A 25,472-nucleotide genomic window follows, 5' to 3' on the forward strand; every position below is an offset into this window, starting at 1 on the left:
GAGATCATGGGGCGACGCCGTGAGGCGCCGACGCGGACCTTAAGCAGACCCGCACCACGCTCGCAAGCCTCGACGTGATGCCTGCGTTTGATGGGCCCCAGGAGCCACCGGGCTGGAAAGTCCTGACCTGGCCTGTCTTTGGCGCGCACGCATCGTGAATATCTGCAGTGAGGGTGCGTCCAGGGCTTCGCGCGCCTGCTCCGCTACCTGCCGCGGAGCCTGGCGCCGCTCGTCAAAACCCCAAGGAATCTCGAATGAACCCGATTGCCCGTGCCGTGATTGCCGTGTCCGTGTTCGCCGCCTCCGTCGCCTCCGCCCAGGACGTCGAGATGAACATGAACGTCCAGGTCGATGACTCGGACATGCCCTCGGCCCACATCCAGGTGAAGGGCGCGGCGCCCGGCTCGAGCGAGGAAGGCGTGGACATGGACGTCCAGGCCGGCGGTGCCCGCATGCAGATCAAGGTGAAGGGGGACGTGAACAACGAGACGAGCGAGCGCACGGAGAAGCGGGAGCGTCGCGAGCACCGCGAGCGCCGGGAAGAGGTCCGTCACGAGGAGCCCCAGGCTGTTCCCGCGCGCGGCTTCGCGTCGGAGCCGGCGTTCCGCAACTGTGGCACCGGCGAGGACCCGGGCTGCACCATGCGGCGTGATGGCCAGCTCGCGATGGACGCGGAGACCTTCCAGGGCGTCATGAAGTCCCTCAAGGCCGTGTCCAACGAGCTGACCCGCGAGGACATGGCGGAGAAGATGCTCAAGCGGAACTACCTCACCGCGAAGCAGTTCGGCCAGGTGCTGGACCTCTTCAACAACGAGCTCACCCGCCTGGACGTGGCGAAGAACGCGGCGCCCCACGTGGTGAACCCGCAGCACGCGCTGGGCTTCTCCTCCAAGTGGAACAATTCCCTGACGGGCGAGGACTACATCGAGGTCATGTCCGCCCAGTAGTCGCCCGAGGTGGCCGGGCCGGCGTCACATGTGAGGCCAGCGCCGTCCATCTCGAAGGGGGCACTGGCGCCTCCCCGAACAGGAGACGCCATGCCCGAACAGGAATCCTACATCCCAAGCATGGGTCGGCCCGCGAAGGCCGACCCCATCCTCCAGCAAGGCTCGACGGGGCCCGCCGTCGTCGAGCTGCAGACGCTGCTCACGAAAGCGGGCTTCAGTCCCGGCGCCGCGGACGGTGACTTCGGCGCGAAGACGAAGTCCGCGGTGATGAGCTTCCAGCGTGCACGCGGGCTGACGGCGGACGGAATCGTCGGTCCCGTCACCTGGGCCGCGCTACGAGCCCCCGCCCCCGTGCCCGTGAGCGGGCTGCGCGAGAAGATAGTGGCGGAGGCGCAGTGGGGCCTCTCCAACGCCGCCGGCATCCACTACCAGCAACTGCGGCCCATGGACGGCATCAACCAGCGCCACAAGCTGCCGCTGAACACGGACTGCTCGGGCTTCGTCACGCTTTGCTACAAGTGGGCCGGCGCCGGAGACCCCAACGGGCTCGGCTTCAACGGCCAGGGCTACACGGGGACGCTGCTGGGCTACCTGACCTCCATTCCGCAGTCGCAGGTGAAGGCGGGAGACCTCTGCCTCTGGGCGCGCAACGGCAAGGGTGAGCACGTGGCCATGGTCAGCGAGCAGGGCAGCGACCCGCTGCTCATCTCCCACGGCGAGGAGTCCGGCCCGTACACCGTGCGGTTCTCGTCCTCCAATCGCTACCACTCGGGCGCGACGGTGTACTGGCTGAAGCTGCCCTCGGTGGACGGCACCACTCGGGAGATGCCGATGGGAGCGCCGCAGATGCGCATGCGACAACCCGAGGTGAGCGGCGCCACCGACGCGCCCAGCGAGGCCGGGCTGGCGCGCGAGTCCGAGTCCCCGCCCGTCACGCACTGACGCGCGGGAAGTCGCGGGGCTCGGGTAGAGTCCGTCGCGCACATGGCCGACGGAGCCGGAAACACCTCGAGGTGGAGGGACGCACTGGGCTCGCTCTCGGCGCGGCTGCTGGTGGCGTTCCTCGTCCCCACCCTGCTGTTCGTCGCGGTGGCGGGCACGGCGGTGTACCAGCTCGCGCGCGCCATCCTCGAGGAGGAGCTAGGCGCCAGCCTCTCCGCCGTCGCCGCCGCCACCGCCAGCCAGGTCAACGGCGAGCGAATGCTCACCGTGGAGCCCGGCGACGACGTCACCGGCACCCGCACCTGGCGCAACCTGGTGCGGGCACTGGAGGGCGTGCGCGAGGCCAGCGGCGTGCGCCGCGTCTACGCCGTGGACACGCAGGGCCGCGTACGCGTGGACGTGGGCGGCGGCCTGCCCGTGGGCGTGGAGATGCCGGAGCTGGCCCGCGACAGGCTGGAGCTCGCCCGCGTCTTCGCCGGGGAGCGCGCCGCCAGCCAGGTGCTCTTCACCGGCACCGACGGGCACCTCTACAAGACGGGCTATGCCCCCGTGCGCCAGGACGGCCGCGTGGTGGGCGCGGTGGGCGTGGAGGGCAGCGCGGCCTTCTTCGGCCCGCTCCAGGCCCTGTCGCGCACCTTCATCATCATGGGCGCGGGGGCCCTGGCCGCGCTCGCCGTCATTGCCCTGCTCACCGCGCGCGGCCTGGCCCGCCCGCTGCGGCGGCTGATGGACTCCGCGCTGCGCATCGGCCGGGGAGACCTCACCACCCCCGTGCCGCCTGAGCCCACGCTCGAAATCGGCGTGCTGGCCCGCGAGCTGGAGGTCATGCGCGGCGCGCTGGAGAGCCGCGACAGGCAGCTCAAGATGATGCTCGCCGGCGTGGCCCACGAGGTGCGCAACCCCATCGGCGGCATCGCCCTCTTCTCCGGCATCCTCCAGGAGGACCTCCAGGCCGGCGCCCACTCCGAGGCCGGCGAGCACGTGAAGCGCATCCAGCGCGAGGTGGCCTACCTCCAACGAATCGTGGAGGACTTCCTCGCCTTTGCCCGCGAGCAACCCCTGGCGCGCTCGCCCGTGGAGGCCCCCTCCCTGCTCTCCGGCGCCTGTGAATTGCTGGCCGTCGAGGCCGAGACCCGGGGCGTCGCTGTCGAAGTGGACGCCGCGCCCGCGCTGCTGGAGGCGGATGGCAGCCTGCTCACCGCCGCCCTCGTGAATCTGGTGAAGAACGCGGTGCAGGCCTCGCCCGCCGGAGGCAAGGTGCGCGTGTCCGGCGTCGCGGGTGATGGCCGCTACACCATCCAGGTGCGCGACGCCGGGCCCGGTGTCCCGGAGTCCGAGCGCGAGCGCATCTTCGAGCCCTTCTTCACCACGCGGGAGAAGGGCACCGGCCTGGGCCTGCCGCTGGCGCGGAAGATTGCGCTGGCGCACGGAGGCGAGCTGCGACTCGCCTCCGCGCCGGGCGACACCACCTTCATCCTCACGCTGCCACTGGGAAGTGGAGACGTCAGCGCGTCGCGGTGAAGCGCCCCCGCCTCCTGCCCACGCTGCCGCCAGGAAGCACCGCCGCGTGCGTCGCGGTGAACGGCTCCACCTCCTGCCCACGCTGCCTTCAGGAAGCAACGCGCTCAGCTCGCCGCGGTGAACTGCCCCGCCATCCGCCCCACTTCCTCGGACACGCTGGACAGCGTGGCGGTGGCCTCCTGCGTGGACTCCAGGCGCTTCAAGGTGGAGTCCATGATCTGCGACAGGTCGCCGATGGCCGTGAAGATCTGCGAGAAGCCGGCGTTCTGCTGCGTCACCGCCGCGGCAATCTGACGGGCCGCCGTGGAGTTCTCCTGCGAGATGCGCGACAGCTCCCGCAGCGAGTCTCCGGATGCACGCATCTGGTCCAGGCCGGTGCCGATGGTGTGCACGCCCTGCTCGCCCATCAGCGCCGCGTCGCGGATGCCCTGGCTGATTTCCTGGAGGATGCCGCGGATGCGCCGCGTGGACTGGATGGACTGGTCCGCCAGCCCGCGAATCTCCCGGGCCACCACCGCGAACCCCTTGCCCTGCTCGCCCGAGCGCGCCGCTTCAATCGCCGCGTTCACCGCGAGCAGGTGCGACTGGTCCGCCAGGTCCTTCACCGTCTCGGTGATGTCGCCAATCTGCGTGGTGCTCTCCGCCAGCCGCGCCAGCCGCTGCTGGATGCCGTCCACCGCGCGGCGGATGTCCGCGAGCCCGGTGACGCTCTGCTCCACCGCGGCCTCACCCTTCTGCCCCAGCTCCTCCGCACGGCGGGCCACCTGCAACACCGCGTCCGCGCGGTCGGCCGCCATCAAGGACGTGCGCTTGATCTCCTCTGACGTCACCTGCGCCTCATGCAGCGCCGCCGCCTGACGCACCAGGCTCTGCTGCTGCTCGTCGTTGGCCGCGCGCAGGTGGCTGCCCGCGTCGCCCAGCTGCGTCGCGGACGCCTGCAGCGCCAGGGGCAGCTTGCGCAGCTTGGCCAGCACTGCGTTCATGCCCGAGGCCAGGGTGCCAATCTCGTCCGTGGACACCCACTCGGGCGACGTCGTACGGCCATGCGCCAGCGCCTCAATCGCCACGCCCACCGCGCCGGTGCCCTGCGCCTGCCGGCGCGCGAGCATGTACGTGGTGATGGTGGGAAGGATGAGCACCAGGCCGGCCACCCACGCCATGGAGCCCAGCACCTCCGTCACCAGCGAGCCGCCCAGCGAGTCCAGCACCTGCCGGGAGGTGATGGCCCCGTCGTGCACCAACTCCGCGCGGAGCACGTCTCGCAACCCGAGCATCTTCACCGTCATCACACAGCCGCTCAGGAGCAGCGTGGAGACGATGGACGCCACGAAGGTGAAGGGCAGGAACCAGGACTGGCGCGGCCAGAAGAAGCCGCCTCCGCGCGGCGCGACGCCCGGGTGCAGGCGCTGCTCCTCCATCGCGAGCGGGACGAGCTGCTTCTCCAGGCTCAGCGCGATGGGGAACGACATCACCACGCCGAAGCAGAAGGCGATGGTGGAGCCCAGCACCACGCGCAGCACCTCCTTGTCGAACTCGAGGCACACCGGGATGCTGAAGCTCAGCCCGCCCAGCGTCCACGCCGCGTATGTGGTGAAGACGGTGCTCTGCCACGGCAGCCGGAGGATGCGGCCCAGCCGCTCACCCGGCGCGTCCCCCGGGCGGTGCCGCAGCGCCCGCGCCGCGAGCACACGCAGCGCCATGTAGGGATAGACGGTACCGAAGAAGAAGATGAGCGCCGGAGCGATGCGCGTGGTGGCCCACAGCCCCTCCTCGCTGTTGAGCCCCATGGACAGCGCGATGAGGTACGCGCAGTTCAGGCCGGGCAACGCCACCCAGCTGATGAACGTCAGCGCGCCCTTCCTGGCGAAATCACCGATGACCTGCTCATCCAAGTTGCCCATGACTCGTGTCCCCCCGGACGTGAGCGCGGCCCCCAGCGTGGCTGTCCCCCCGGACGTGGCATGTAACCGCAGTACTTCCGCGGCCGCGCATGCCCGCGCTCACCCAATGCAGCTTAATGAGCAACGCCTCGCGGATACCAGCCACCGGGTCCATCGAGAGTGCTCACAACTGTGAGAAAGGGATGGAATCCCCGCACTCCCAGCACTTCAGTAACAAATCATGCACGCAGTCGCTCGACGCGCATGCGCAGACCGCCGGACGGGGCAATGGTGACCGCACGACGTTGAGGCCGTACCTGGGTGTCCAGGGGGACCAGCTCGAAGCGCGACAGCACGAACCCGAGCACCACCTTCATCTCATACAGCGCCAGCGCCATTCCGATACATCGGCGCACACCGCCTCCAAAAGGCAGATATTCGAAAGGAGACCAGGCGCGCTCCAGGAAGCGCTCCGGGCGGAATACGTCCGGGTCGGCGAAGGTCTCCGGGCGGTGGTGGGCCAGGTAGATGCACGCGGCCACGGTGACGCCCGCGGGCACCTCGTGGCCCTGGACGCGGAAGGGCACCCGGGTGCGGCGCGCGACGACGGGGATGATGGGGTGCAGGCGCAGCGTCTCCTGGCAGACGGCCTTCAGCCAGGGCGCGGCGCTGCCGGCGAGCGCGGCCGGCTCCGGCTCGGCGCCCAGCCCGCGCAATTCCTCGCGCAGCCGCTCCAGCGCGCCGGGTGAGTCGTGGAGCCAGTGCAGCGCCCAGGCGATGGCCGTCGCCGTCGTCTCGTAGCCCGTCACCACCAGGGTCATCAGCTCGTCGCGCAGCACGCCGTCCTCCAGGGGTGCGCCGTCCTCATAGGTAGCGGCCAGCAGCATGCCGAGGATGTCGCCGCGCTCGCAGTCCTTCACCTCGCGGCGGTGGCGCACCTCCTCCAGGAGGAGTTCGTCGATGCGCTCCAGGCTGCGCTTGTAGGCGACCCACGCCTCGGACTGGTGCTCCTCGCGGAGCTGGCCGAGGTTGCCGAGGTTGAACTTGGAGTCGTTGAGGAAGGCCTGGATGCGCTCGCTCAGCTCGTCGGCGCGGGCGCCGCCGTCCAGGCCGAACACCGCCGTGAGGATGACCCGCAGCGACACGCGCTGCATGACGTCCTGGATGACGACGGGCTGCCCGGGGCGCCAGTCCTGGAGCGCGGACAGCGTGGCGTCGCGCACCTGCGCGCCATACTGCTCGATTCGCCTCGAGTGGAAGGCGGGCCCCAGCATGCGCCGCTCCCGCTGGTGGGGCTTCTCCTCCAGCAGCAGCAGCGAGTGCGCGCCGAGCAGCGGCCGCAGCACCACGTTGCCCTCGCCCGCGTGCAGCACCGCGGGGTCCGCGGAGAAGATGTCCCGCAGCGCGTCCGGGTGGGAGAACATCGCGTACGTGCCGTGACTGCCGAGGTCCAACGTGAAGGCGTCCCCCAGCTTCTCGCGGCAGCTTCGCAGCAAGTCATACGGACGCGCGCGCCACAGCAGGGATTGCTGCACCGCTGGAAGCTCGACGCGTGGAGGCAGTGGGCTGACAGTCTGCATGTAGAAGCTCCCCCCGAACCCCTGACGCTACTCCCCCAGGCCCCCCGCGGCCTCGTGAGGCCCGGTAGGGGTCTTCCCGACAGCCAGGGGAGTCAACACCTCGCATGTCCCCTGCGCGTCGCTTGGGGACCCCATCTGTCTGTCAGTGCGCAAGAAACGAGGAATGATACAGAGTCACTCCACACCCGCTTCTCTTGTTTAGACCATCCCTGTATCTTTTTATCATTCGTTGATTTCAAGCCGGGTGGGGTGGGTTCGGCATGGTGGACGGAGGTCTCCCGGATTGGGGCGCAGTGCTGCTCCTGGATTGACCAACCGGGCCCTGGTTCCAGCGGCCCAGTGACGGGGGGTTCCGCGATGCTGACCGGGAGCGACACCGATTCCATCCTTCATGCCGTGGTGGCCGCGACGCGTGCTGCCTGCCGACTGCCATTGCCCGAAGTCATTGGCCGTGGGCACTGCTTCGTCACGGACCTGGGCTTCGACTCGATGAGCATTGCCCGGCTCGCGCTGGAGCTGGAGGACCGCGTCCAGCAACCGGTGCTGCTGGATGACTGGATTGCCAGCGAACCGGACCCGTCCGCGCTCACCGTGGGCTCGCTCTGCAACTACGTCGCCGCGCTCGGGTAGCCCCATGTCCACCACGAAGCTCTTCGGGACGCAGTGGGCGGGTGATGTCCTCGTGCTGACGCTGGACACCCCGGGCTGTGACTTCAACATCTTCAGCCACGAGGCGGCGGTGCAGCTGCTGGAGCTGCTGGAGGGCGTGGACCGCGAGCGGGTGCGCGCGCTCGTCATCCGCAGCGCCAAGCCGGGCAGCTTCATCAACGGCGTGGGGTTGATGATGGCGGGCACGGCCCAGGCGCCCGAGGACATCCCCCGGATGACGGAGACGGTGACGCGGGCCTACCGCGCGGTGCGCGAGTTCCCCGCGCCCACCATCGCCGCCATCCGCGGCAACTGCTACGGCTGCGGGGTGGAGTTCTCGCTGCACTGCGACTACCGGGTCGCCGCGCGCACGTACGAGACGCACTTCTACATGACGGAGATTGCCGAGTACCTGTTCATCCCGGCGTTCGGCAGCACGCAGGACCTACCCCGGCTCATCGGCCTGGAGAGCGCCACGGAGGCGCTGCTGTGGGGCCAGCGCTGGTCCGCGCCGGAGGCGATGCGCCGGGGGCTGGTGGATGCCTGCTTCGACGACGCGGACTTCGACGGCAGCGTGACGCGCTTCGTGGACGCGCTGCTGGAGAGCGGCGCACCCAAGCGCTGGCAGGTGGACGCGCCGGCCCGCGCACCCGTGCCAGCCGACTTCGAGGCGAACACGCGCGCGCGAATCGCGAGCCTGCCGCCGAGCTACCAGCCCGTGTACACGGAGTGCTTCGACCTGATGATGCACGCCTCACGGCGGGCCCGGGCGGACGCGGCGGACTACCAGCGGGAGGTGGAGGCCTGCGGGCGCTCGGTGGTGAACCCCATCGCGAAGGCCGCGCTCTCCATCTTCTTCGTGAAGCGGCTCGCGCAGCACCACAGCCTGCGCGAGCACGAGTTGCCGCCGCTCACGCACTGGGTCATCGACACCGAGGACGCGCGGCTCGCGGCCTTCGCCGAGGAGCTGCGCACCCGCCGCGTGCGTGGCCTGTCGGTGGAGGTGGCGCCGAGGACGCCGCCTCCGGGCGCTCCGGCGGTGCACGTCGCCCGCTACGCTCCCGAGCGTGGGCCGCTGCCGGAGGGCACGGTGTCCCTGGCGGTGGACCTGGTGGAGCGCGTGCTGCTGGGGGCTTCGGACCTGGTGATGTACGCGCCCCTGCTGGAGGCGGGGCTGCCGGTGGTGGAGGTGCGCGCGGGGAAGGACCAGCCCCCGGACGCGGCGCGCGGCGTCTTCGCCCTGCTGCACCGCGCGGGCTTCCACCCGGTGCTGTCGCGCTCCACGGAGGAGCCGGTGCTCAACGCCCTGCTGGGCGCGTACCTGGGCCCGCTGGTGGCGCACGTGCTCGCGGGAGGAGGGGCGCGTGACGCCCTGGCCACCGTGCGCACCATCGGCTTCGTGCGCTCTCCGGCGGAGCTCATCCGGGCCCTGCCTCGCGCCACGCTGGCCCAGGTCGTGGCGCCGCACCTGCCGGCCGTCACCCTGCTCAAGCGCATCGACCGGGCGCTGGAGACGCTCGCCAACGCCGACCCTCGGGGAGCGAAGGGCTCCGCTCCGCTCGCGGACGCGGTGCTCATCTCGCTGCTGGGCTTCACCACCCGCGCGCTCGCGGAGCGCACGCTGGGGCACCCCACCGTGGTGGATGTGCTGGCGCGGGAGCTCATCGACTTCCCGCTCGGGTACGGGAGCCTCTGCCGCTACCTCACGCGCGAGCGGGCCGCGCGACTGCTGACGTCGGAGGCGGTGCGGGCCCTGCTCCCCCGGGCCCCCATGCTGGCGCTGGAGGCGTTCGTGTCCGCGGGGCGCGACTTCTATCCGCAGGCGAAGCCGGCGGCACGTCCCGTCACTTCGGCACCGGCCGTGGCCCTGGCGGCTGCCGCGCAGGCCCCTTCCACCGCGCGGCCCGTATCCGAGCCACAAGCCTCCGAGTCTCCGTCCTCCTCACGGGACCTGCATGTCTGAGCCACACGTCGCCGTCATCACGGGGGCGGCGGGTGGCATCGGTCGAGCGGTGGTGCGGCGCCTGCTGCGCGCCGGGCTGCACGTGGTGGCGACCGACCACGCGGCGGAGTCCCTGCGCGAGCTGGCGGAGGTCAGCAAGGACCAGCCGCGGCTGAGCTGCGAGGTGATGGACGTGGGGGACGTGTCGTCCGTGCGCCGCGTGGCCGCGAGCATCGACGCAGCCCACCACCGTGTGAACGTGCTCGTCACCTGCGCGGGCGTCTTCCAGCAGGTCTCCGCGCTCAAGGACGACGCGGAGGCCGTGGAGCGCGTGCTGCGCATCAACCTCACCGGCACGCTCCACACCACCACGCACTTCGGCGCCATCATGGCGCGCACCGGTGGGCGCATCGTCCACGTGAGCTCCATCGCCGGGCTCACCGGGGCCGCGCTCGCGGGGCCGTATGCGGCATCGAAGGCGGGGATGGTGGCGCTCACGCAGTCGCACGCGCGTGAGTTGGCGCCCCACGGCATCTCGGTCAACGCCGTCCTCCCGGGCTACGTCGACACGCCCATGTCCGCGCCGATGCGCGCCACGCTGCAGCAGTTCGTCATGCCTCGCGTCCCCCTGCGCCGCTTCGCGCAGCCGGACGAGGTCGCAGAGGTCATCGAGTTCCTCGCCACCTGCAAGACGCCCTACCTGACGGGCGCGGCCATCCCCATCGATGGTGGTCTGCATGTCGGCTGATTCGGTCCGTGGGGGCAACCTGCACGAAGTGAGGCGCCCCCGACGGCCGACCGCCGTGGAAGGAACGTTCATTCCACGAGCCACCCGCTTCAGGGGGCGCAGCGGTGTCCTCCGGCGACCGACGACCGTGGAAGGAACGTTCATTCCGCGAGCCCTCCCCCCGGAGGGTGCAGCGGCGCCCTCCGGCGGCCGACACCGGTGGAAGGAACGTTCATTCCGCAGGCCCTCCGCCCGGGGGCATGCAGCGGTACCCTCCGGCGGGTGCCAGCAGCGGAAGGAACGTTCATTCCACGAGTCGCCCGCGCCGAGGTGCTCAGCGGCGACTCCTGGCGGCAGGCAGCACTGGAAGGAACGTTCATTCCGCGAGTCCTCCGCCCGGAGGGGTTCAGCGGTGTCCTCCGGCGACCGACGACCGTGGAAGGAACGTTCATTCCGCGAGTCCTCCGACCCAAGGGGCGAAGCGGAGTGCCGGGCGCCACTTCACCTTGAGCGAGCCCGCCCTCGCGACCCCGTCAGCGGACACGACGCGGCTTCACGACTCGGCCCCTGTCCCGGACGAATCCACCCACGGAGGTCTGCATGTCGGCCAAGCCCGCCTTCACGGTCCCGACGGAGGACACGACGCGGATTCACGACTCGGCCCCCGCCCCGGCTGGGTCCACCTCTGATGAAGGTGCCGTGAACGCAGCGTGGGCTCATGGCCCGGCCAGCCCGCACGCCGAGCCCGGGTCCACGGCCGCGGCCTGGCTACCCGACCCGGCCCTCACCTTCCCCGAAGCCTTCGCGCGGCGCGTGGCCCTGACGCCCGACCAGCCCGTGCTCCAGGTGGTCAGCTTCGTCGGTCGCGAACCCCAGGCGCGCCCGTTCACCTACGCGGCGCTCGCGAACGGAGTTCATCAAGCAGCCGCACTACTCGTTCGCGCGGGCGTGATGCCGGGAGACACCGTGCTGCTGTGCGTGTCCCGGGCGGACGCGTTCTTCTCCTTCCTCGTCGCCACGCAGGTGCTCGGCGCCATCCCCGCCCCGCTGCCGTCGATGGCGGACTTGCAGATGCAGTCGTACCAGTCCCGCCTCCGCTCCGTGGCCCGTGACGCCAAGCCTCGCGCCCTCGTGGTGGACGACGCGCGCGCGCGGCAGGCCGTCGCCGATGCACTGGAGGATGGGACGCTCGGCGTCGTAGAGGTGGCGGAGCTCGACGGTGAGTCCGTGCTCCTGGAGCGCGCCCTCGACTGGGGCTGCCGGCCGGAGGGCCTCGCCTTCCTGCAGTACACGTCCGGCAGCACTGGCGAACCGAAGGGGGTGGTGGTGCGGCACGACAACCTCGTCGCCAACCTCCGCGCCATCATCGAGGGTGGGCGGATGGACGGGCGCGACGCCGTCTACTCGTGGCTGCCCGTATTCCACGACATGGGGCTGGTGGCCGGGCTGCTGCTCGGCGTGTACCTGGGCATCCCCGCCTACGTCGCGCCGTTGAAGAGCTTCGTGTACCGCCCGGACTCGTGGCTGCGAGCCATCCACCGCTTCCGCGCCACGTTCAGCCCCGCGCCCAACTTCGCCTATCACCTGCTCGCGCACCGCATCCCCGAGAGCGCGCTGCGCGAGCTGGACCTGTCCTCATGGCGCCTCGCCTTCGACGGCGCGGAGCCCATCGACCCGCGCACGGCCGAGGCCTTCATCCGCCGCTTCGAACCCGCGGGCTTCCGCGCCACCAGCTTCCGCCCCGCCTACGGACTGGCCGAGGCGACCCTGGCTGTCTCCTTCGCGCCACCGGATGCGCCCCTGCGCTGTGACACCGTGGAGCGCGAGGCGCTCACGGCCCGGGGTGAGGCGCGCGCGGTGGAAAGCGGAAGCGCCGACAGCACCACCCTCATCAGCGTGGGCCGGCCGGTCCCCGGTCATCGGGTGCGCATCCTCTCGACGGACGACGGGCGCGAGCTGCCCGAGCGGCACCTGGGCGAGGTGGCCGTGTCGGGCCCGTCCGTGACGCCCGGCTACTTCCATGAGCTTCGCGAGGGCTCAGCGCCGCGCACGGAGCTGCGCACTGGAGACCTGGGCTACCTCGCGGAGGGCGAGCTGTTCATCGTCGACCGGCTCAAGGACCTGCTCGTCGTGGGCGGACGCAAACACGCCCCGGCCGACGTGGAGCGTGTGGTGGGCTCGCTGGACGGGGTGCGCAGTGGCGCGGTGGTGGCCTTCAGCGTGCGGGGCTCGGAGGGCACGGAGGAAGTCGTCCTCGCCGTCACTCCGGAAGCAGGCGCGGACCCGGTGGCGCTGGAGGCGACGGTGCAGCGGGCGGCGCAGGAGCACTTCGGCTTCCCTCCGTGCGTGGTGCTCGTCCGCCCGGGCGCGCTGCCGAAGACGTCCAGCGGAAAGCTCCAGCGCTCCGCCTGCCGCGCGCGGTATCTCGACGGGACGCTCCAGCGCTTCACGCGCGAGCCGACCCCGGTAACGTAGTCCCTCCCGTCAACGGCATTGACGGTGAGCGCCAACACCGTGGACAGGCTCGCCGTGCGTGAGGCCGCTGTCCACTCGGATGGGCACCACACATGAGCACCTCAACGGTGCGGCATCTTCCGTGCACTCCATCTCGTCGTGCCCGAACGCGCGCGACATGACACGCGGGTGCGTGGGCAGAGGTCTCCCATGCGTGATCGCCGGTTCTTCCTCTGCCTGTGCGTGACGGTCTTTCTGGCGCTTCCCTCTGCGTGCATGGAGACAGCGGGGCTCGTGTTCCCGGAGAGCAACTGGGTCGCCTACCCCCTCTTCACGTTCATCATCCCCGTCTTCGTGTTCATGCAGGCGGTACCCACCGTGGCGGCCATCGTCACCGCCCGGTTCGTGTACGGCCCGCGCTTCCGGCCGCGGCACGCACGGGGCTTCTGGCGCACGAGGAACGTCGTCTCATGCGTCTCCGTCCTGGCAATGCTCGCGGTCACCGTGGAACTGGTGTTCCTCTTCTCGGGTTCCCACCGCATCACCCGTCTTCATGTGCAGTTCGCGCTCCTCTTCGGAGCGGGAGCCGCCTGGGTCTACGGAAATCTCGCGGCCCTGCTGTGCCTCATGGCGGAGCTCCATCATGGCCGTGACGTCGAGCCGACTCCACCGGCCGCCACGTCCAGGACGGGTTCAGAGAGACGCACGCATGCCGCGAACCGTGGTCCGACGTCGGAGCACGGCCAGACCGATGACACGGAGGCCCCACCTCCAGCGCAAAGCCCCTAGCGAGAGGCCGGAGCCACCGCGCGCCGCGCCTTCTCCAGCATCCGCCGCAGCGGCGCCTCATCCGCGCGCGCTAGCGCCTCGTCCCAGGTGAGCCACTGCACGCCGGTGGACTCGGCCGGGTCGTGCACCAGCGCCTCCGGATTCACCGCCACCAGGAGGTAGCGCACGTCCAGGTGGTGATGCTCCGGCTCGTCGCGGCGCGCCGGAATCGTGTGGATGTCCACGTCCAGCGGCCGGGGGGCGGCGGGGTGCACGTGGACACGGCAGCCCGTCTCCTCTCGCGCCTCGCGCAACGCTGTGGCCATCATGTCCCCACCGTCCGCCGCATCCGCATGCCCGCCCGGCTGCAGCCAGCGCTTCAGCTTCCCGTGGTGCAGCATCACCACGCGTGCGCCTTCCGGGTCCACCACCACCGCGCTGCCGGTGAAGTGGGCGGTGGCCTGCGAGCGGGAGAAGGGCTGCTCCAGCGTGACGGCGAAGTGGCGCATGCGCTCCAGGTCGTCGCGCTCCTTGTCGTCCGTGGCGACATGGCGCGCGAGCAGGGCCTGCAAGGGAGTGGGGGCCTGGGAATCCATGCCATTCACGTACCGTCCCGCGACGGCACGCGCCAGTGCCTTCGCACGGCAGGCGTGCAGGCGGCACGAGCCGGTGTAGGGTGCCGCCCGGGTGTGTTCTCATGCAGGCGCACCCGGGGCGGCCGGTCCCCGGCAGTGCATGGAGAATTCGAGCAACGCCATGGCGCGCATCCTCGTCATCGATGACCACGACACCCTGCGCGAGGGCATGGCCGTCACGCTCACCCGCGCCGGGCACACCGTCTCCGCGGTCCGCAGCGGCGCGGATGGGCTCGCCGCCTGGCGCAAGACGCCCTTCGACCTCGTCGTCACCGACTTGAAGATGGACGGCATGGACGGCATCGAGGTGACGAAGGCGCTCAAGGCGCTGGACCCCGCCGCCGTCGTCATGGTGGTGACGGCCTTCGGCACCATCGAGACCGCCGTGCGCGCCATGCAGGAGGGCGCCTACGACTTCATCACCAAGCCCTTCCCGCCCGAGGTGCTGCGCGCCAAGGTGGACAAGGGCCTGGAGTTGTCCACCACGCGCCGGCAGGTGGAGAAGCTCACCGCGCGCACCGCCGCGCACGACGCGGACGCGGCCCTCACCCACGGCAGCCTCGTGGGCGACAGCGAGCCCATGCATCGGCTCGTCGCCCAGGTGCGCAAGGTGGCGGCGAGCGAGGCCACCGTGCTGGTGCGCGGTGAGAGCGGCACCGGCAAGGAATTGGTCGCCCGCATGGTCCACCAGATGTCCCCGCGCAAGGACGGACCCTTCGTCGTCGTGCACTGCGCGGCGCTCGCGGAGACGCTGCTGGAGAGCGAGCTGTTCGGCCACGAGCGCGGCGCCTTCACCGGCGCGGTGAAGCGCAAGCTGGGCCGCTTCGAGCTCGCCGACGGCGGCACCCTCTTCCTCGACGAGATTGGCGAGATTCCCGCCTCCGTGCAGACGAAGCTCCTGCGCGTGCTGCAGGAGAAGGAAATCCAGCGCGTGGGCGGCGAGGAGACGCTCAAGGTGGACGTGCGCGTGGTGAGCGCCACCCACCGGGACTTGCAGGCCGAGGTGAAGGCGGGCCGCTTCCGCGAGGACCTCTACTACCGCCTGCACATCGTCCCGCTGATACTGCCGCCCCTGCGCGAGCGGCCCGAGGACATCGCCGTGCTCGCCCGCCACTTCGTGGCCAAGCACGCCGCCCGCGTGAATCGCCGCATCACCGGGCTGGATGACAGCGCCCTGCGCGCGCTCGCCCGCCACGCGTGGCCCGGCAACGTGCGCGAATTGGAGAACGTCATCGAGCAGGCGCTCGTCTTCGCCGAGGGCGAGGTGCTCACCGACGTGGACCTGCCCTCGCACCTCACCGGCGGCACGCCGCGCATGGACGCGGGCCTGCCCGTGCCCCATGGAGACCGGCCCCTCCCCGACATCCTCGAGGACCTGGAGCGGCAGCTCATCGCCCGCGCGTACGAGAAGGCCGGCCGCGTGAAGACGGAGACCGCGCGCCTGCTCGGCATCAAGACGTCCGCGCTGTACTACAAGCTGGAGAAGTACGGCTTCCTCCCGAAAGGCACGCCCCCCGAGGAGGGTTGAGCCTCGAAAATCCGTGACACCCCGACCCGCAACCATGACTTTCCACCGCCGTCCCACCCCCTCCCACTCCCTCCCGGTGGCTCCAAGCCCCTGGAATCGCCCGGCTTTTCCCGCCGGACTCGTACCGGAGGACAGGGGTGGTCTGGCATCCGCCTTGCTCAGGAAGCCCCGTCGATGAACCCCCGCCTCTCCGCCCTCCTGCTGTGCCTGCTGCTTGGCGTGCCCGCATGGGGCGCGTCCGGGCTGGAGGCGGTGCGCGGGCGGGCGCAGACGGCGCGCACGGAGGTGCGCTCGCTGCGCGGCCAGCAGCAGTCGCTGCGCGAGGAGCTCAACGGGCTGGCGGCGCGAATCGAGGCGCTGAAGTCGGCGCGCCAGGGGCGGCTGACGGCGGGCACTGAGCTGGAGGCGGCGCTGCGGCGCTCGCAGGAGCTGAGCGGCTCGCTCACCGGGCTGGCGCAGTCGGTGGCGGCGGCGGAGGGCGAGTCGGAGCGCGCGCACCTGGCGCTGCACACCGCGCTGTCGGAGGAGCTCTCGCGGCTGCGCTCGGCCTGGGACGCGACGACGGACCGGGGCCAGCGCGCGAAGCTGCTGGAGGCCATGCGCACCGCGCGCGCCGAGCGCGAGGCCGTGCGCGCGGCGCTGCCTGCCTCGCGGGTGCCGGCGCTGGACGGGGCGACCTCCGGAGGGGATGACCCCGAGGATTTGCTGGAGCAGGCGGACACGCTGCGCGACACCGAGGACAAGGTGCGCGAGCGGCTCAAGGCCCTGCGCGGGCGCATCACCGAGGTGCGCGAGGAGCGCGACCTGGACCGGCGCATGAACGACTTCCTCGGCGAGGAGTCGATGTTCGACGAGCAGGACCGCCGGCTCCGCGTGCGCCTGTCCGGCGACCGCGTGCAGGTGGACCGCAGCGGGAGCCGGGGTGGCAGCCCCACCTTCCAGGAGGACTCGGCGGGCGCCCCCGTTCCCGTCGGGGACCCCGCGCCGCCTCCGGAAATCAGCACGCCCGATGACGTCAGTGGCCCCGGCCCCATCTCGCCCGCCAGCTCGGCGCGCGCGAGCGACCGCCGGCCGCAGGTGGAGTCGGTACGCGCCCAGGCGCTGGCCGCGGGCGGGCCGGTGGACCTGGCCTCCCTGGAGGCCGAGGCCGCGAAGCTGGAGGCCCTGGCCCGCGAGCTGGACGGCCGTGCCTCCACGCTGGAGCACCGCGCCCAGGAGCTGGAGAAGCGCTGAAGCGGGCCGCTGCTACAGCAGCCCGCCCTCCACCTCGAGCGTCACCACCGCCTGCAGACGCACGTCACGCTCCGGCATGCGCCCGCGACCGCGGACGATGATGCTCATGGTGGGCGCGGACACGAAGGGCTGCAGCTCCGTGTCGTCCACGTCCAGCGTGAGGACGGGGTTGGGCGGCCGGAGGTTCAGCCGGGAGATGTCCTGCCTCCGGGCGATGCGCTCCTCGCGGTCTCCGGCCCGCGCGAAGAACTCCACCGAGTCCAGGAAGGTGAGGTCCTGGTCATTGGGGCTGAGGACTTTGAGCGTCAGGGACTTCACCTTCGCGGACGTCACGTCGCCCTTGCTGATGCCCTGGTTCTTGAAGTCCTGGTTCTTGTCGAAGTCCAGCCCCGCGAAGCTGCTGATGCTGGGGAAGGCATTGAGGTCGGTGGTGGCGCCGGGGGGCCCCGCGGGCACGGTGGACTCGCCCTTCAGCTCGGTGATGAAGGAAGAGGGGGCACAGGCGGCGAGCCCGAGGCCCGCCGCCGCCAGGAGGGACACGAGGCGCATGTCTCGAGTGTATCGGGCCGCAGGGGGGCCCGTCACCGTCGAGGCCGACCTGCCGGACGGGCGCGCCCTCCCGCGAGTGGGGCGTGCAGGCGCCGGGCCGGTTATGGTGCGCGCGTCGTGGCCCGCTCCCGCCCACACCTCCTGCTTGCCCTCTGCGTGCTCGCCGCCGGCCCCGCGCCCGCGGCCGAGTGGGAGGGCGCGCTGAAGGCCACCAGCCGGATGCTGGTGGACACCAACGCGTCCCGCGACTTCTCCGACGCCGCCACCGGGGCCAACAACGGCCTGGACGGGGCCTTCAGCCTGCTCGGCTCCGCGGAGGGCCGCGGCACCTTCGAGCGCTCGCAGCTGGTGGGCCGCTACGAATTGGGCGTGCGCAAGTACCTGGGCTTCACGGACGAGGACACGCTGGTGCAGGCCGGCGCCCTGGAGGGCTCGCTCGCGCTGGGCTCCGAGTTCGGCGTCGGCCTGGAGGGCCACGCGAAGGACAGGCGCGGTGGCTCGCGGGCGTACTCCGATTTGGGGACGAGCGCCTTCGTCGAATACGCACCCGACGTGCGCCTGGCGCTGCGGCTGCGCGCGGGGGCCCGGCGCTTCGTGTACCGGCCGGACGCCACCGCCAACTTCGGCGGCGCGGAGGTGGGCGTGCTGGGCCGCTACCGCTTCGACCGCCGGCACAGCATGTCCCTCTTCGGAGACTGGGGCTCGCGGGGCTACGGCACCCAGGCGCGGACGCGGCCCGGAACGACGGTTCCTTCCCCGGGCCGGCGCGAGGACGGGGCCCTCACCGCCGGCGCCTCGTACAACTACCGGGGCCCCGTGGCGCTGGGCCTGACGTACGCCTACCAGGAGTCCTCCTCCAACAGCTTCGGGGAGACGGTGCTGCGGCACCGCGTCACGGGCAACGCCGGGCTGCGCCTGCCCTGGCGGATGACGCTGCTGGCCCAGGGCTCGCTGGGCTTCAGCACCTACCCGGACGGCATCTTCCTCTCCCCCGAAATCATCCTCGTGGAGGAGGACGAGGGGCAGAACTCGCTCTCCCTGAAGCTGGCCCGCCCCGTGACGGAGAAGGTGGACGCGGAGGTGTCCTGGGGCCTGTGGAGCACGCGGCTGCCCCGCAATGGCCTCACCTACACGCGCCAGGTCTTCGGCGTGGGCTTCACCTGGCGCGACTGACGGGGTGACTTCAGTCCAGGTCGGCGATGCGCTCGTCGATTTCCTCGGCGAGACCGGGGTGTCCCTGGGACAGGGCGTGCGCCTTCGCCCGGCCGAGCACCTCCCGGGCCTTCGCCGTCTCCCCCGCCCCGGCCCAGGCGTCGCCCAGGGCCACGAGGGCGGCGGCGTACCCCGGGTCCAGCCTGACGGCGGACTCCAGGGCCCGGGCCGCCTCGGCGTATTCCCGACGCTCCAGGTACAGCTTCCCCAGTGAGAAATGGCTCATGGGGGAGTCTGGGAAGTTGGCCACCATCTTCTTGAACTGCTCCAGCCGGGCGTCGCTCATGGACAACAGGAGATAGAGGACCGCTGTCCCCTTGCCAAGGGTGCGGTAGGGTGCGCGGCACATGGCCACAAAGAAGAAGACGAGCGCGAAAAAGAGCGCCGGCAAGACACCGGCGAAGAAGAAGACGGCGGGCAAGGCTCCCGCGGGCAGGGGGCCTGCCGGCAAGAAGGCCCCCGCGCGCAAGAAGACGGCGGGCCGGGCCCCGTTGCGCAGCAAGAAGGCGAGGCTGCCACCCGCCCCGCAGCAGAAGGCGGGCCCCGCGGAGAACCCCCAGGCGAAGGCGCTGGCCCAGCGCATCGCCCAGCTCCTCGTGGACAAGAAGGCGCTGGACGTCGTCATCCTCGACGTGCGGGGCATGACGTCCTACGCGGACTACTTCATCATCGCCTCCGGCGAGAGCGACCGTCAGGTGAGCGCCATGGCGGAGAACGTCCAGGTGCAGCTCAAGACGGCCGAAGAGGGCGGCCACCGTCCCATCGGCACCGAGGGCCTGGAGACGGGCCAGTGGGTGCTGCTGGACTACGGCGAGGTGGTGGCGCACCTGTTCCTCTCGGACCTGCGCGCGCACTATGACCTCGAGGGCCTCTGGGCCGACGCGGCGCGGGAGAAGGTGGCCTGAAAGTCAGGCTCCTCTCCATCGGCAAGGACCGCTCGGGCCTGTATGAGCCCGCGGTCCAGGAGTACGCCAAACGCCTGGGGCACTACACCCGCTTCGAGCTGGTGGAGCTGCCCGAGGCCAGCGGCAAGAAGCTCAAGCCGGGCGAGGCGAAGACCGCCGAGGCCGACGCGATTCTCGCCAGGCGCAAGCCGCAGGACTGGCTGATTGCGCTGGACGAGCGCGGCTCGCTGCTCGACTCGGTGGAGCTGAGCCGCTACGTGGCCAAGGCGCAGACGGGCGCGAAGGATTTGCTCTTCATCATCGGCGGCGACGAGGGGCTGGACACGCGGGTGCGTGAAGCGGCGAACCTCACGCTGTCGCTGTCGAAGATGACGCTGCCGCACCGGCTGGCGCGGGTGGTGCTCATCGAGCAGCTCTACCGCGCCTTCACCATCCTCAAGGGCGAGCCCTACCACAAGTAGGCAGCCGGGCAGGCTCGGGGACAGCGAGCCTGCCCGTCAGGGCGGCGCCGGGCGTGGCGTCTGCGGGCTCATGAGCACCGCCGCCTCCGCAACCCCTTCCTCCGCGCCCACGGCGCACGTCCGCATCATCGCCTCGCCCCAGTCGTGGGTGGAGGGCGAGGCGGTGCGACAACTCGAAGCCATGGCGCGCCTGCCCGGCATGCGCCTGGCGGTGGGGCTTCCGGACCTGCACCCCGGCAAGGGCGCACCGGTGGGCGCCGCCTTCACCTCCGAGGGCTTCCTCTATCCCTACCTCGTCGGCAACGACATCGGCTGTGGCATGGGGCTCTTCGACGTGGACCTCCTGGCACGCAAGGCGAAGGCGGAGCGGTGGGCGTCGAAGCTGGATTTGGAGGGGCCGTGGAGCGGTGACGCGGAGGGCTTTCTCTCGGAGCAGGGGGTGAAGGCCACCGGCTTCGAGGCGGCCCTGGGCACGGTGGGCGGTGGCAACCACTTCGCGGAGGTGCAGCGGGTGGACGCGGTGCACGACGCGGAGGCCTTCGCGGCGCTGGGGCTGGCGGCGGACCGGTTGCTCCTGCTGGTGCACTCCGGCTCGCGCGGCCTGGGCGAGGCGATTCTCCGCTCTCACGTGGACCGGCACGCCGCGGGCGGGCTGGGGGATGACTCGGCGGAGGCGCGGGCGTACCTGGCGCGGCATGACCACGCGGTGGAGTGGGCCCGGGCCAACCGGGCGCTGGTGGCAAGGCGGATGCTGGACGGGATTGGCGCGCTGGGTCGGCGGGTGTTGGATGTCTGCCACAACAGCGTCACCCCGCTGAAGGTCGACGGGCGCACGCAGTGGCTGCACCGCAAGGGCGCGGCGCCGTCGGACGAGGGCCCGGTGGTGATTCCCGGCAGTCGCGGCGCGCTGAGCTACCTGGTGGCGCCGGTGGGAGACGGGACGGTCAGCGCGCACAGCCTGGCGCACGGCGCCGGCCGCAAGTGGACGCGCACCGCCGCCCGAGAGCGCATCAAGGAGCGCTTCACCGCGGAGTCCCTCACGCGCACGTCGTTCAAGAGCCACGTGGTGTGTGAGAACAAGGACCTCCTCTTCGAGGAGGCGCCCCACGCGTACAAGGCCATCGACCGGGTGGTGACGGACCTGGTGGAGGCGGGCCTGGTGCGGGTGGTGGCCACGCTGGCCCCGGTGCTGACGTACAAGACGCGCGCCCGGGGGGAGTGACGGCTTCCTGCCCGCCAGGTTGAGGGGCAGCCGCTTTTTGTCCTCTCCGCCCGCCGCCCCCATGGTTAGGGTTCGGGCATGACTCCCGCGCACAAGGTCCTGCTCTGCATCCTGGACGGCTGGGGCATCCGCCAGGAGCGAGATGCGAACGCCATCCTCCTGGCCGGCACGCCCCACCTCGACAAGCTGGCGAGCCCCTACCCCTTCACCGAGCTGCAGACGGCCGGACTGGCCGTGGGCCTGCCCGAGGGGCAGATGGGCAACTCGGAGGTGGGCCACACCAACATCGGCGCCGGCCGCATCGTCTACCAGGACCTGGTGCGCATCAATCGCGCGGCCGAGTCCGGTGAGCTGGGACAGAATCCCGTGCTGCGCGCGGCCATGGACGGCGTGAAGGCGGACGGCAAGGCGCTGCACCTGCTGGGGCTGGTGTCTCCGGGTGGCGTGCACTCGTCCATGGAGCACCTGTACGCGCTGCTGCGTGCCGCGCGCGAGCGGGGTGTCCCCCACGTCTACGTGCACGCCTTCCTGGACGGGCGCGACACGCCGCCGCAGAGCGCGCTGGGCTACGTGGAGGAATTGGAGCGCTTCCTCCACGAGACGCACGCGGGCCGCATCGCCACGGTGAGCGGGCGCTACTACGCCATGGACCGCGACAAGCGGTGGGACCGGGTGCAGCTCGCCTACGAGGCGCTGGTGTACGGCCGCGGCCCCAAGGCGCCGGACGCGCTGAGCGCCATCCGCGCGTCCTACGCGGAGAAGGTGACGGACGAGTTCGTGAAGCCCACGGTGCTGGCCAGCGGCGACGGCACGCCGGTGGGCCGCATCCAGGACGGCGACACGGTGGTCTTCTTCAACTTCCGCGCGGACCGGGCGAGGGAGCTGACGAAGGCGCTCGCATACCCGGACTTCAAGGAGTTCGACCGGGGCGGGCTGCGGCTGGGGCGCTACGTGTGCATGACCCAGTACGACGAGACGTTCGACCTCCCGGTTGCCTTCGCGCCCGACCAGCCGCAGGACATCTTCCCGGAGCTGCTGTCGCAGAAGGGACTGCGGCAATTGCGCACGGCGGAGACGGAGAAGTACGCGCACGTGACGTTCTTCTTCAACGGCGGCCGCGAGGTGGTGTACCCGGGCGAGGACCGGCACATGGTGCCCAGCCCGCGCGACGTGAAGACATATGACTTGAAGCCGGAGATGTCCGCGCGCGAGCTGACGGCGGAATTGGTGCGGCGGCTCGACGCGGGGACGTACGACTTCGCGCTGGTGAACTTCGCCAACCCGGACATGGTGGGCCACAGCGGCCAACTGGAAGCGACGATGAAGGCGGTGCGCGTGGTGGACGAGTGCCTGGGCGTGCTGGGCAAGGCGTGCGAGCGCAACGGCTGGGTGATGGCCATCTCCGCCGACCACGGCAACTGCGAGCAGATGGTGGACCCGGTGACGGGCGAGCCGCACACCGCGCACACGCTCAACCCGGTGCCCTTCCACCTCATCCACCCGGACTTCCGGGGGCAGAAGCTGCGCCCCGGCATCCTCGCGGACATCGCCCCCACGCTGTGCAAGGTGATGGGGCTGCCGCAGTCGAAGGAGATGAACCGGATGGGGCTGTTCCCTTGAGCAGCGCGCCGGAGGCGTGCCGGTGCTGAAGGCGCTGCTGGATTTGCTCTACCCACCTTCGTGCATCGCCTGCGCGAAGGTGTTGCCGGGCCCGGGGGCATTCTTCTGCGAGCCGTGCGACACCGCGCTGGAGCGACTGCCGCCCGCGTGCTGCCGCACCTGCGCGGAGCCCGGGACGTTTCCCGGGGGAGCCTGTCCCCGGTGCCGCGCGGTGCCACCTCCGTTCTCCCGGGGGTGGGCTCCGTTCGCCCACGAAGGGCCCGTGGCGAGGGCCATCCATCGGTTCAAGTACGAGGACCATCCGGAGCTGGCCGCGCCGCTGGGGGAATTGCTGGCGGGTGAGGCCCGGACGTTCCTGGGTGGGGCACCGGAGTTCGTGGTGGCGCTGCCGCTGCACACGCGCCGCTATCACTCACGCAAGTACGACCAGGCACAGCTTCTCGCGGGAACGCTGGCGAAGGCCACGGGGCGTGAGGCACCGGTGGGCTGGCTCACGCGCACCCGGGAGACACAGCGACAGGTGGGGCTGACGGAGTCCGAGCGCGCGCACAACGTGGCCGATGCATTCACCGCGTCCCCCATCGTGAAGGGCCGCGAGGTGCTGCTCGTGGATGACGTCTTCACCACGGGCGCCACCGCGCGTGCCGCTGCCACGGCACTTCGGGAAGCCGGCGCCGTCAGAGTCGAGGTGCTGACCGTGGCGCGGGCCTTCAGCCTGGCCTGAGACGTCCTGAGACCGGTGGAGTGGCCGGACATCCGCAGCCGTGATGCCGCAAATGCGTATCCCATAGACTTAGCTGTAGATAGACTCCGGAAGTACACCCCGCTTCCGGAGTCTGCATGAAGCCCCCTGTGACGCCTGTAGCTGCGCCGCTCACTGCGCCCACCTTCATCACCGAGGAAGAGGAAGCACTGGAAGCGCCGGGCGGGCGCCATACGCTCTTCCACGTGAATGACACGCGCTACGACTTCGTCCGGGTCCTGGAGCGGCGGGATGACGGCGAGGTGCTGATGCTGGCCGAGCGTCACGAGAAACACGGGCTGGCGGGCCCCGTCGTCATCCGGCGGGTGCGCAGCCCTTCCACCTTCGAGCGGCGGCAGCGACTGGTGGAGGAGGTGCAACTGGCCTACCGGCTCAATCACCCGGCCATTGCCCAGGTGCACCACTTCAAGATTCATGAGCGCAAGCCGTACGTCATCATGGAGTACGTGGACGGCCCCACCCTGGATGGCGTCCTGTGCCTCATGGCGATGCGGCACCGGCCTGTCTCCATTCCCTTCGCGCTGCACGTCGGCGCGGAGATTGCCGACGCGCTTCACCATGCCCACCAGCTCACCGACGACGCGGGCCGTCCGCTGGGCCTGGTGCACAGGGACGTCAGCCCTCGCAACGTCAGCATCAGCAGGAACGGGGCCGTGAAGCTGACGCACTTCGGGGTCGCCTACTCGCGTCTGGTGGGGCGCGAAGTAACGCAAGGGGCCCTCCGCAAAGGGGACGTCGCCTATTCCTCACCGGAGTATCTGAGCCTGCGGAGACTGACGCCCGCCGCCGACCTCTTCTCGCTGGGGCTGGTGCTGCTGGAATTGGCTACAGGGCGCCACCTCTTCCAGGAAGCCATGGAGGAGATTGCCGAAGCACCGGAAGGCGCGCTGGCGAAGGTGGATGTGGAAGAGCAACCCTCGCTGCCACTGACCCGGCTTCTCGCGCTCATGGCGGCCTGCAAGCCAGACGCAGTCGTCCGGGCGGTGGCCGGTCTGCCCCAGGACTTCCAGGCCGTCCTCCAACGTGTCCTGCGACGTGAGCCCACTGGCCGTTACGCCACGGCCGGACAGATGCGGGACGCGTTGCGCGCATGTCTCGCGCGCGAATGGCAGGCCAGCCCCTACGGGCGCCAGGAAGCGGCTGCGGAACTCGCGCAGCTCATCAGCGAGGCCAGCGCCGCGCGGGGCGAGGTGGACCTGGAGGATGAGCGCCTGTTCCCCGCGGGGCTGGAGTCACATGAGCCGGACGTTTCCGCGGGAGGCAGGAAGCGCCGGACCTAGCGGGCCGCCACGCTCGCTGCGCTCCAGTGGCTCTCTGGAGGCGCTTGGGGCGACGGCTAGCGTGACAGCGCGCGGGCCATGACGACGAGCGCTTCCAGTTGCTCTTCATCCAGCTCGCGCGCCAGTGTCACCAGCCGGCGCAGCAGCGGCGGTTCCTTCTGCGCGCCGCGCCGGGCCTCCTTGTCGGGACGGGCCAGCCCCAGCAGCTCGTCCGTGGGGGTGCGCAGGGCCATGCTCAGACGGCGCATCATGCCCGTGCTGGGCACCATCTTCCCGCGCTCTACGCGGCTGTAGACCATGGGGTGCATGTCCACCATGGCGGCGACCTCCACCTGTGTCAGCCCCAGGCGCGCCCGCGCTTCGCGCATCGCCTTGCCCACCATCATTCCCAGTTGTTCGTCCATGCGTGCGAGTGAAGGTAGCGCACTGCCACCCGCGTGACTTCATCCGCCGGGCATTCTTTTCTTGGGGCGCGAGCTATATCAGCGAGGTATAGCGCGTGATAGACTTCCCGTTTGGTAGCGCCGCCCGCTGCCGCCCCGTGGTGCGGCTGCCTGGGGTCGTGCGCAGCCTCGCTCCTGGGCTTGCTGCCGCCCATCCACTCCTGGAGGAAGTCCTGATGCGCCTTGTCGGCGCCGGTATTCATGAGGAAGGC

23 protein-coding genes are annotated in these 25,472 nt (G+C 70.8%); 17 read left to right on the forward strand and 6 right to left on the reverse strand.

Going from position 1 to position 25,472, the window contains the following annotated elements; translation table 11 throughout:
* Nucleotides 1-254 precede the first annotated feature (254 nt).
* The 3 genes from G4D86_RS23895 to G4D86_RS23905 all read left to right on the forward strand — a co-directional run bounded on the left by G4D86_RS23895 (nt 255) and on the right by G4D86_RS23905 (nt 3,410).
* Nucleotides 255-947, forward strand: a complete 693-nt coding sequence (locus G4D86_RS23895; protein ID WP_163996304.1) for a proline and serine-rich protein 1 family protein — start codon at nt 255-257, stop codon at nt 945-947.
* A 90-nt stretch (nt 948-1,037) separates the two neighbouring features.
* Entirely contained in the window at nt 1,038-1,889 is an 852-nt protein-coding gene (locus G4D86_RS23900; protein ID WP_163996305.1) for a C40 family peptidase, read from the forward strand.
* A gap of 42 nt (nt 1,890-1,931) precedes the next feature.
* Nucleotides 1,932-3,410, forward strand: coding sequence for a sensor histidine kinase (locus G4D86_RS23905; protein WP_163996306.1), 1,479 nt, complete (start codon nt 1,932-1,934; stop codon nt 3,408-3,410).
* A 104-nt stretch (nt 3,411-3,514) separates the two neighbouring features.
* Here G4D86_RS23905 and G4D86_RS23910 read toward each other — a convergent pair whose 3' ends face one another.
* Complete coding sequence (locus G4D86_RS23910; protein WP_163996307.1) at nt 3,515-5,311, reverse strand: methyl-accepting chemotaxis protein; 1,797 nt, start codon at nt 5,309-5,311, stop codon at nt 3,515-3,517.
* Between the two features lie 218 nt (nt 5,312-5,529).
* A complete protein-coding gene (locus G4D86_RS23915; RefSeq protein ID WP_163996308.1) occupies nt 5,530-6,870 on the reverse strand; it encodes a cytochrome P450 in 1,341 nt (446 codons plus the stop codon).
* Between the two features lie 357 nt (nt 6,871-7,227).
* Here G4D86_RS23915 and G4D86_RS23920 point away from each other — a divergent pair, with 357 nt between their 5' ends.
* From G4D86_RS23920 to G4D86_RS23940, 5 genes are all read left to right on the forward strand, one after another.
* Entirely contained in the window at nt 7,228-7,500 is a 273-nt protein-coding gene (locus G4D86_RS23920; RefSeq protein ID WP_163996309.1) for a hypothetical protein, read from the forward strand.
* Nucleotides 7,501-7,504: 4 nt separating this feature from the next.
* Nucleotides 7,505-9,481, forward strand: coding sequence for an enoyl-CoA hydratase/isomerase family protein (locus G4D86_RS23925; RefSeq protein ID WP_163996310.1), 1,977 nt, complete (start codon nt 7,505-7,507; stop codon nt 9,479-9,481).
* A complete protein-coding gene (locus G4D86_RS23930; protein WP_163996311.1) occupies nt 9,474-10,208 on the forward strand; it encodes an SDR family NAD(P)-dependent oxidoreductase in 735 nt (244 codons plus the stop codon). The genes G4D86_RS23925 and G4D86_RS23930 overlap by 8 nt, the downstream gene beginning before the upstream one ends.
* A gap of 678 nt (nt 10,209-10,886) precedes the next feature.
* Nucleotides 10,887-12,662: a fatty acyl-AMP ligase gene (locus G4D86_RS23935; protein ID WP_163996312.1), complete on the forward strand. Its 1,776-nt coding sequence runs from the start codon at nt 10,887-10,889 to the stop codon at nt 12,660-12,662.
* 189 nt (nt 12,663-12,851) lie between these two features.
* Nucleotides 12,852-13,430, forward strand: coding sequence for a hypothetical protein (locus G4D86_RS23940; RefSeq protein WP_163996313.1), 579 nt, complete (start codon nt 12,852-12,854; stop codon nt 13,428-13,430).
* Here the strand turns inward: G4D86_RS23940 and G4D86_RS23945 are convergent.
* Nucleotides 13,427-14,005 carry an NUDIX hydrolase gene (locus tag G4D86_RS23945; protein ID WP_163996314.1) on the reverse strand — a complete coding sequence of 193 codons (579 nt, stop codon included), beginning with the start codon at nt 14,003-14,005 and terminating at the stop codon, nt 13,427-13,429. The two genes, G4D86_RS23940 and G4D86_RS23945, sit on opposite strands and share 4 nt — an antisense overlap.
* Before the next feature lie 160 nt (nt 14,006-14,165).
* Here G4D86_RS23945 and G4D86_RS23950 point away from each other — a divergent pair, with 160 nt between their 5' ends.
* Both G4D86_RS23950 and G4D86_RS23955 read left to right on the forward strand, forming a co-directional pair.
* On the forward strand, nt 14,166-15,572 hold the full coding sequence (locus G4D86_RS23950; RefSeq protein WP_163996315.1) for a sigma-54-dependent transcriptional regulator: 1,407 nt from the start codon (nt 14,166-14,168) through the stop codon (nt 15,570-15,572).
* 174 nt (nt 15,573-15,746) lie between these two features.
* On the forward strand, nt 15,747-16,805 hold the full coding sequence (locus tag G4D86_RS23955; protein WP_163996316.1) for a coiled-coil domain-containing protein: 1,059 nt from the start codon (nt 15,747-15,749) through the stop codon (nt 16,803-16,805).
* Between the two features lie 12 nt (nt 16,806-16,817).
* Here the strand turns inward: G4D86_RS23955 and G4D86_RS23960 are convergent, their stop codons facing one another.
* A complete protein-coding gene (locus G4D86_RS23960; RefSeq protein ID WP_205519701.1) occupies nt 16,818-17,354 on the reverse strand; it encodes a hypothetical protein in 537 nt (178 codons plus the stop codon).
* Between the two features lie 117 nt (nt 17,355-17,471).
* Here G4D86_RS23960 and G4D86_RS23965 point away from each other — a divergent pair, with 117 nt between their 5' ends.
* Nucleotides 17,472-18,527, forward strand: coding sequence for a hypothetical protein (locus G4D86_RS23965; RefSeq protein ID WP_163996318.1), 1,056 nt, complete (start codon nt 17,472-17,474; stop codon nt 18,525-18,527).
* A gap of 10 nt (nt 18,528-18,537) precedes the next feature.
* Here G4D86_RS23965 and G4D86_RS53870 read toward each other — a convergent pair whose 3' ends face one another.
* Nucleotides 18,538-18,915, reverse strand: coding sequence for a tetratricopeptide repeat protein (locus G4D86_RS53870; RefSeq protein ID WP_163996319.1), 378 nt, complete (start codon nt 18,913-18,915; stop codon nt 18,538-18,540).
* Here G4D86_RS53870 and rsfS point away from each other — a divergent pair.
* The 6 genes from rsfS to G4D86_RS24005 all read left to right on the forward strand — a co-directional run bounded on the left by rsfS (nt 18,914) and on the right by G4D86_RS24005 (nt 24,817).
* Nucleotides 18,914-19,471 carry a ribosome silencing factor gene (rsfS, locus tag G4D86_RS23975; protein ID WP_205519702.1) on the forward strand — a complete coding sequence of 186 codons (558 nt, stop codon included), beginning with the start codon at nt 18,914-18,916 and terminating at the stop codon, nt 19,469-19,471. The genes G4D86_RS53870 and rsfS overlap by 2 nt on opposite strands.
* Nucleotides 19,468-19,932, forward strand: coding sequence for a 23S rRNA (pseudouridine(1915)-N(3))-methyltransferase RlmH (locus G4D86_RS23980; RefSeq protein WP_163996391.1), 465 nt, complete (start codon nt 19,468-19,470; stop codon nt 19,930-19,932). Before rsfS ends, G4D86_RS23980 begins: the two co-directional genes overlap by 4 nt.
* Before the next feature lie 70 nt (nt 19,933-20,002).
* Nucleotides 20,003-21,154: an RNA ligase RtcB family protein gene (locus G4D86_RS23985; RefSeq protein ID WP_163996320.1), complete on the forward strand. Its 1,152-nt coding sequence runs from the start codon at nt 20,003-20,005 to the stop codon at nt 21,152-21,154.
* Nucleotides 21,155-21,232: 78 nt separating this feature from the next.
* Nucleotides 21,233-22,774: a 2,3-bisphosphoglycerate-independent phosphoglycerate mutase gene (gene gpmI / locus G4D86_RS23990; RefSeq protein ID WP_163996321.1), complete on the forward strand. Its 1,542-nt coding sequence runs from the start codon at nt 21,233-21,235 to the stop codon at nt 22,772-22,774.
* A gap of 22 nt (nt 22,775-22,796) precedes the next feature.
* On the forward strand, nt 22,797-23,498 hold the full coding sequence (locus G4D86_RS52200; RefSeq protein ID WP_205519712.1) for a ComF family protein: 702 nt from the start codon (nt 22,797-22,799) through the stop codon (nt 23,496-23,498).
* Nucleotides 23,499-23,614: 116 nt separating this feature from the next.
* Nucleotides 23,615-24,817 (forward strand): serine/threonine-protein kinase, encoded by a 1,203-nt coding sequence (locus tag G4D86_RS24005; protein ID WP_163996322.1) that lies wholly within the window; start codon nt 23,615-23,617, stop codon nt 24,815-24,817.
* A gap of 56 nt (nt 24,818-24,873) precedes the next feature.
* On the opposite strand, the gene G4D86_RS24010 is transcribed toward G4D86_RS24005, so the two are convergent.
* Complete coding sequence (locus G4D86_RS24010) at nt 24,874-25,221, reverse strand: helix-turn-helix domain-containing protein (RefSeq protein WP_163996323.1); 348 nt, start codon at nt 25,219-25,221, stop codon at nt 24,874-24,876.
* Nucleotides 25,222-25,472: the final 251 nt, after the last annotated feature.

Origin of the sequence: Pyxidicoccus caerfyrddinensis, from assembly GCF_010894405.1 — a bacterium.
GTDB lineage: Bacteria > Myxococcota > Myxococcia > Myxococcales > Myxococcaceae > Myxococcus > Myxococcus caerfyrddinensis.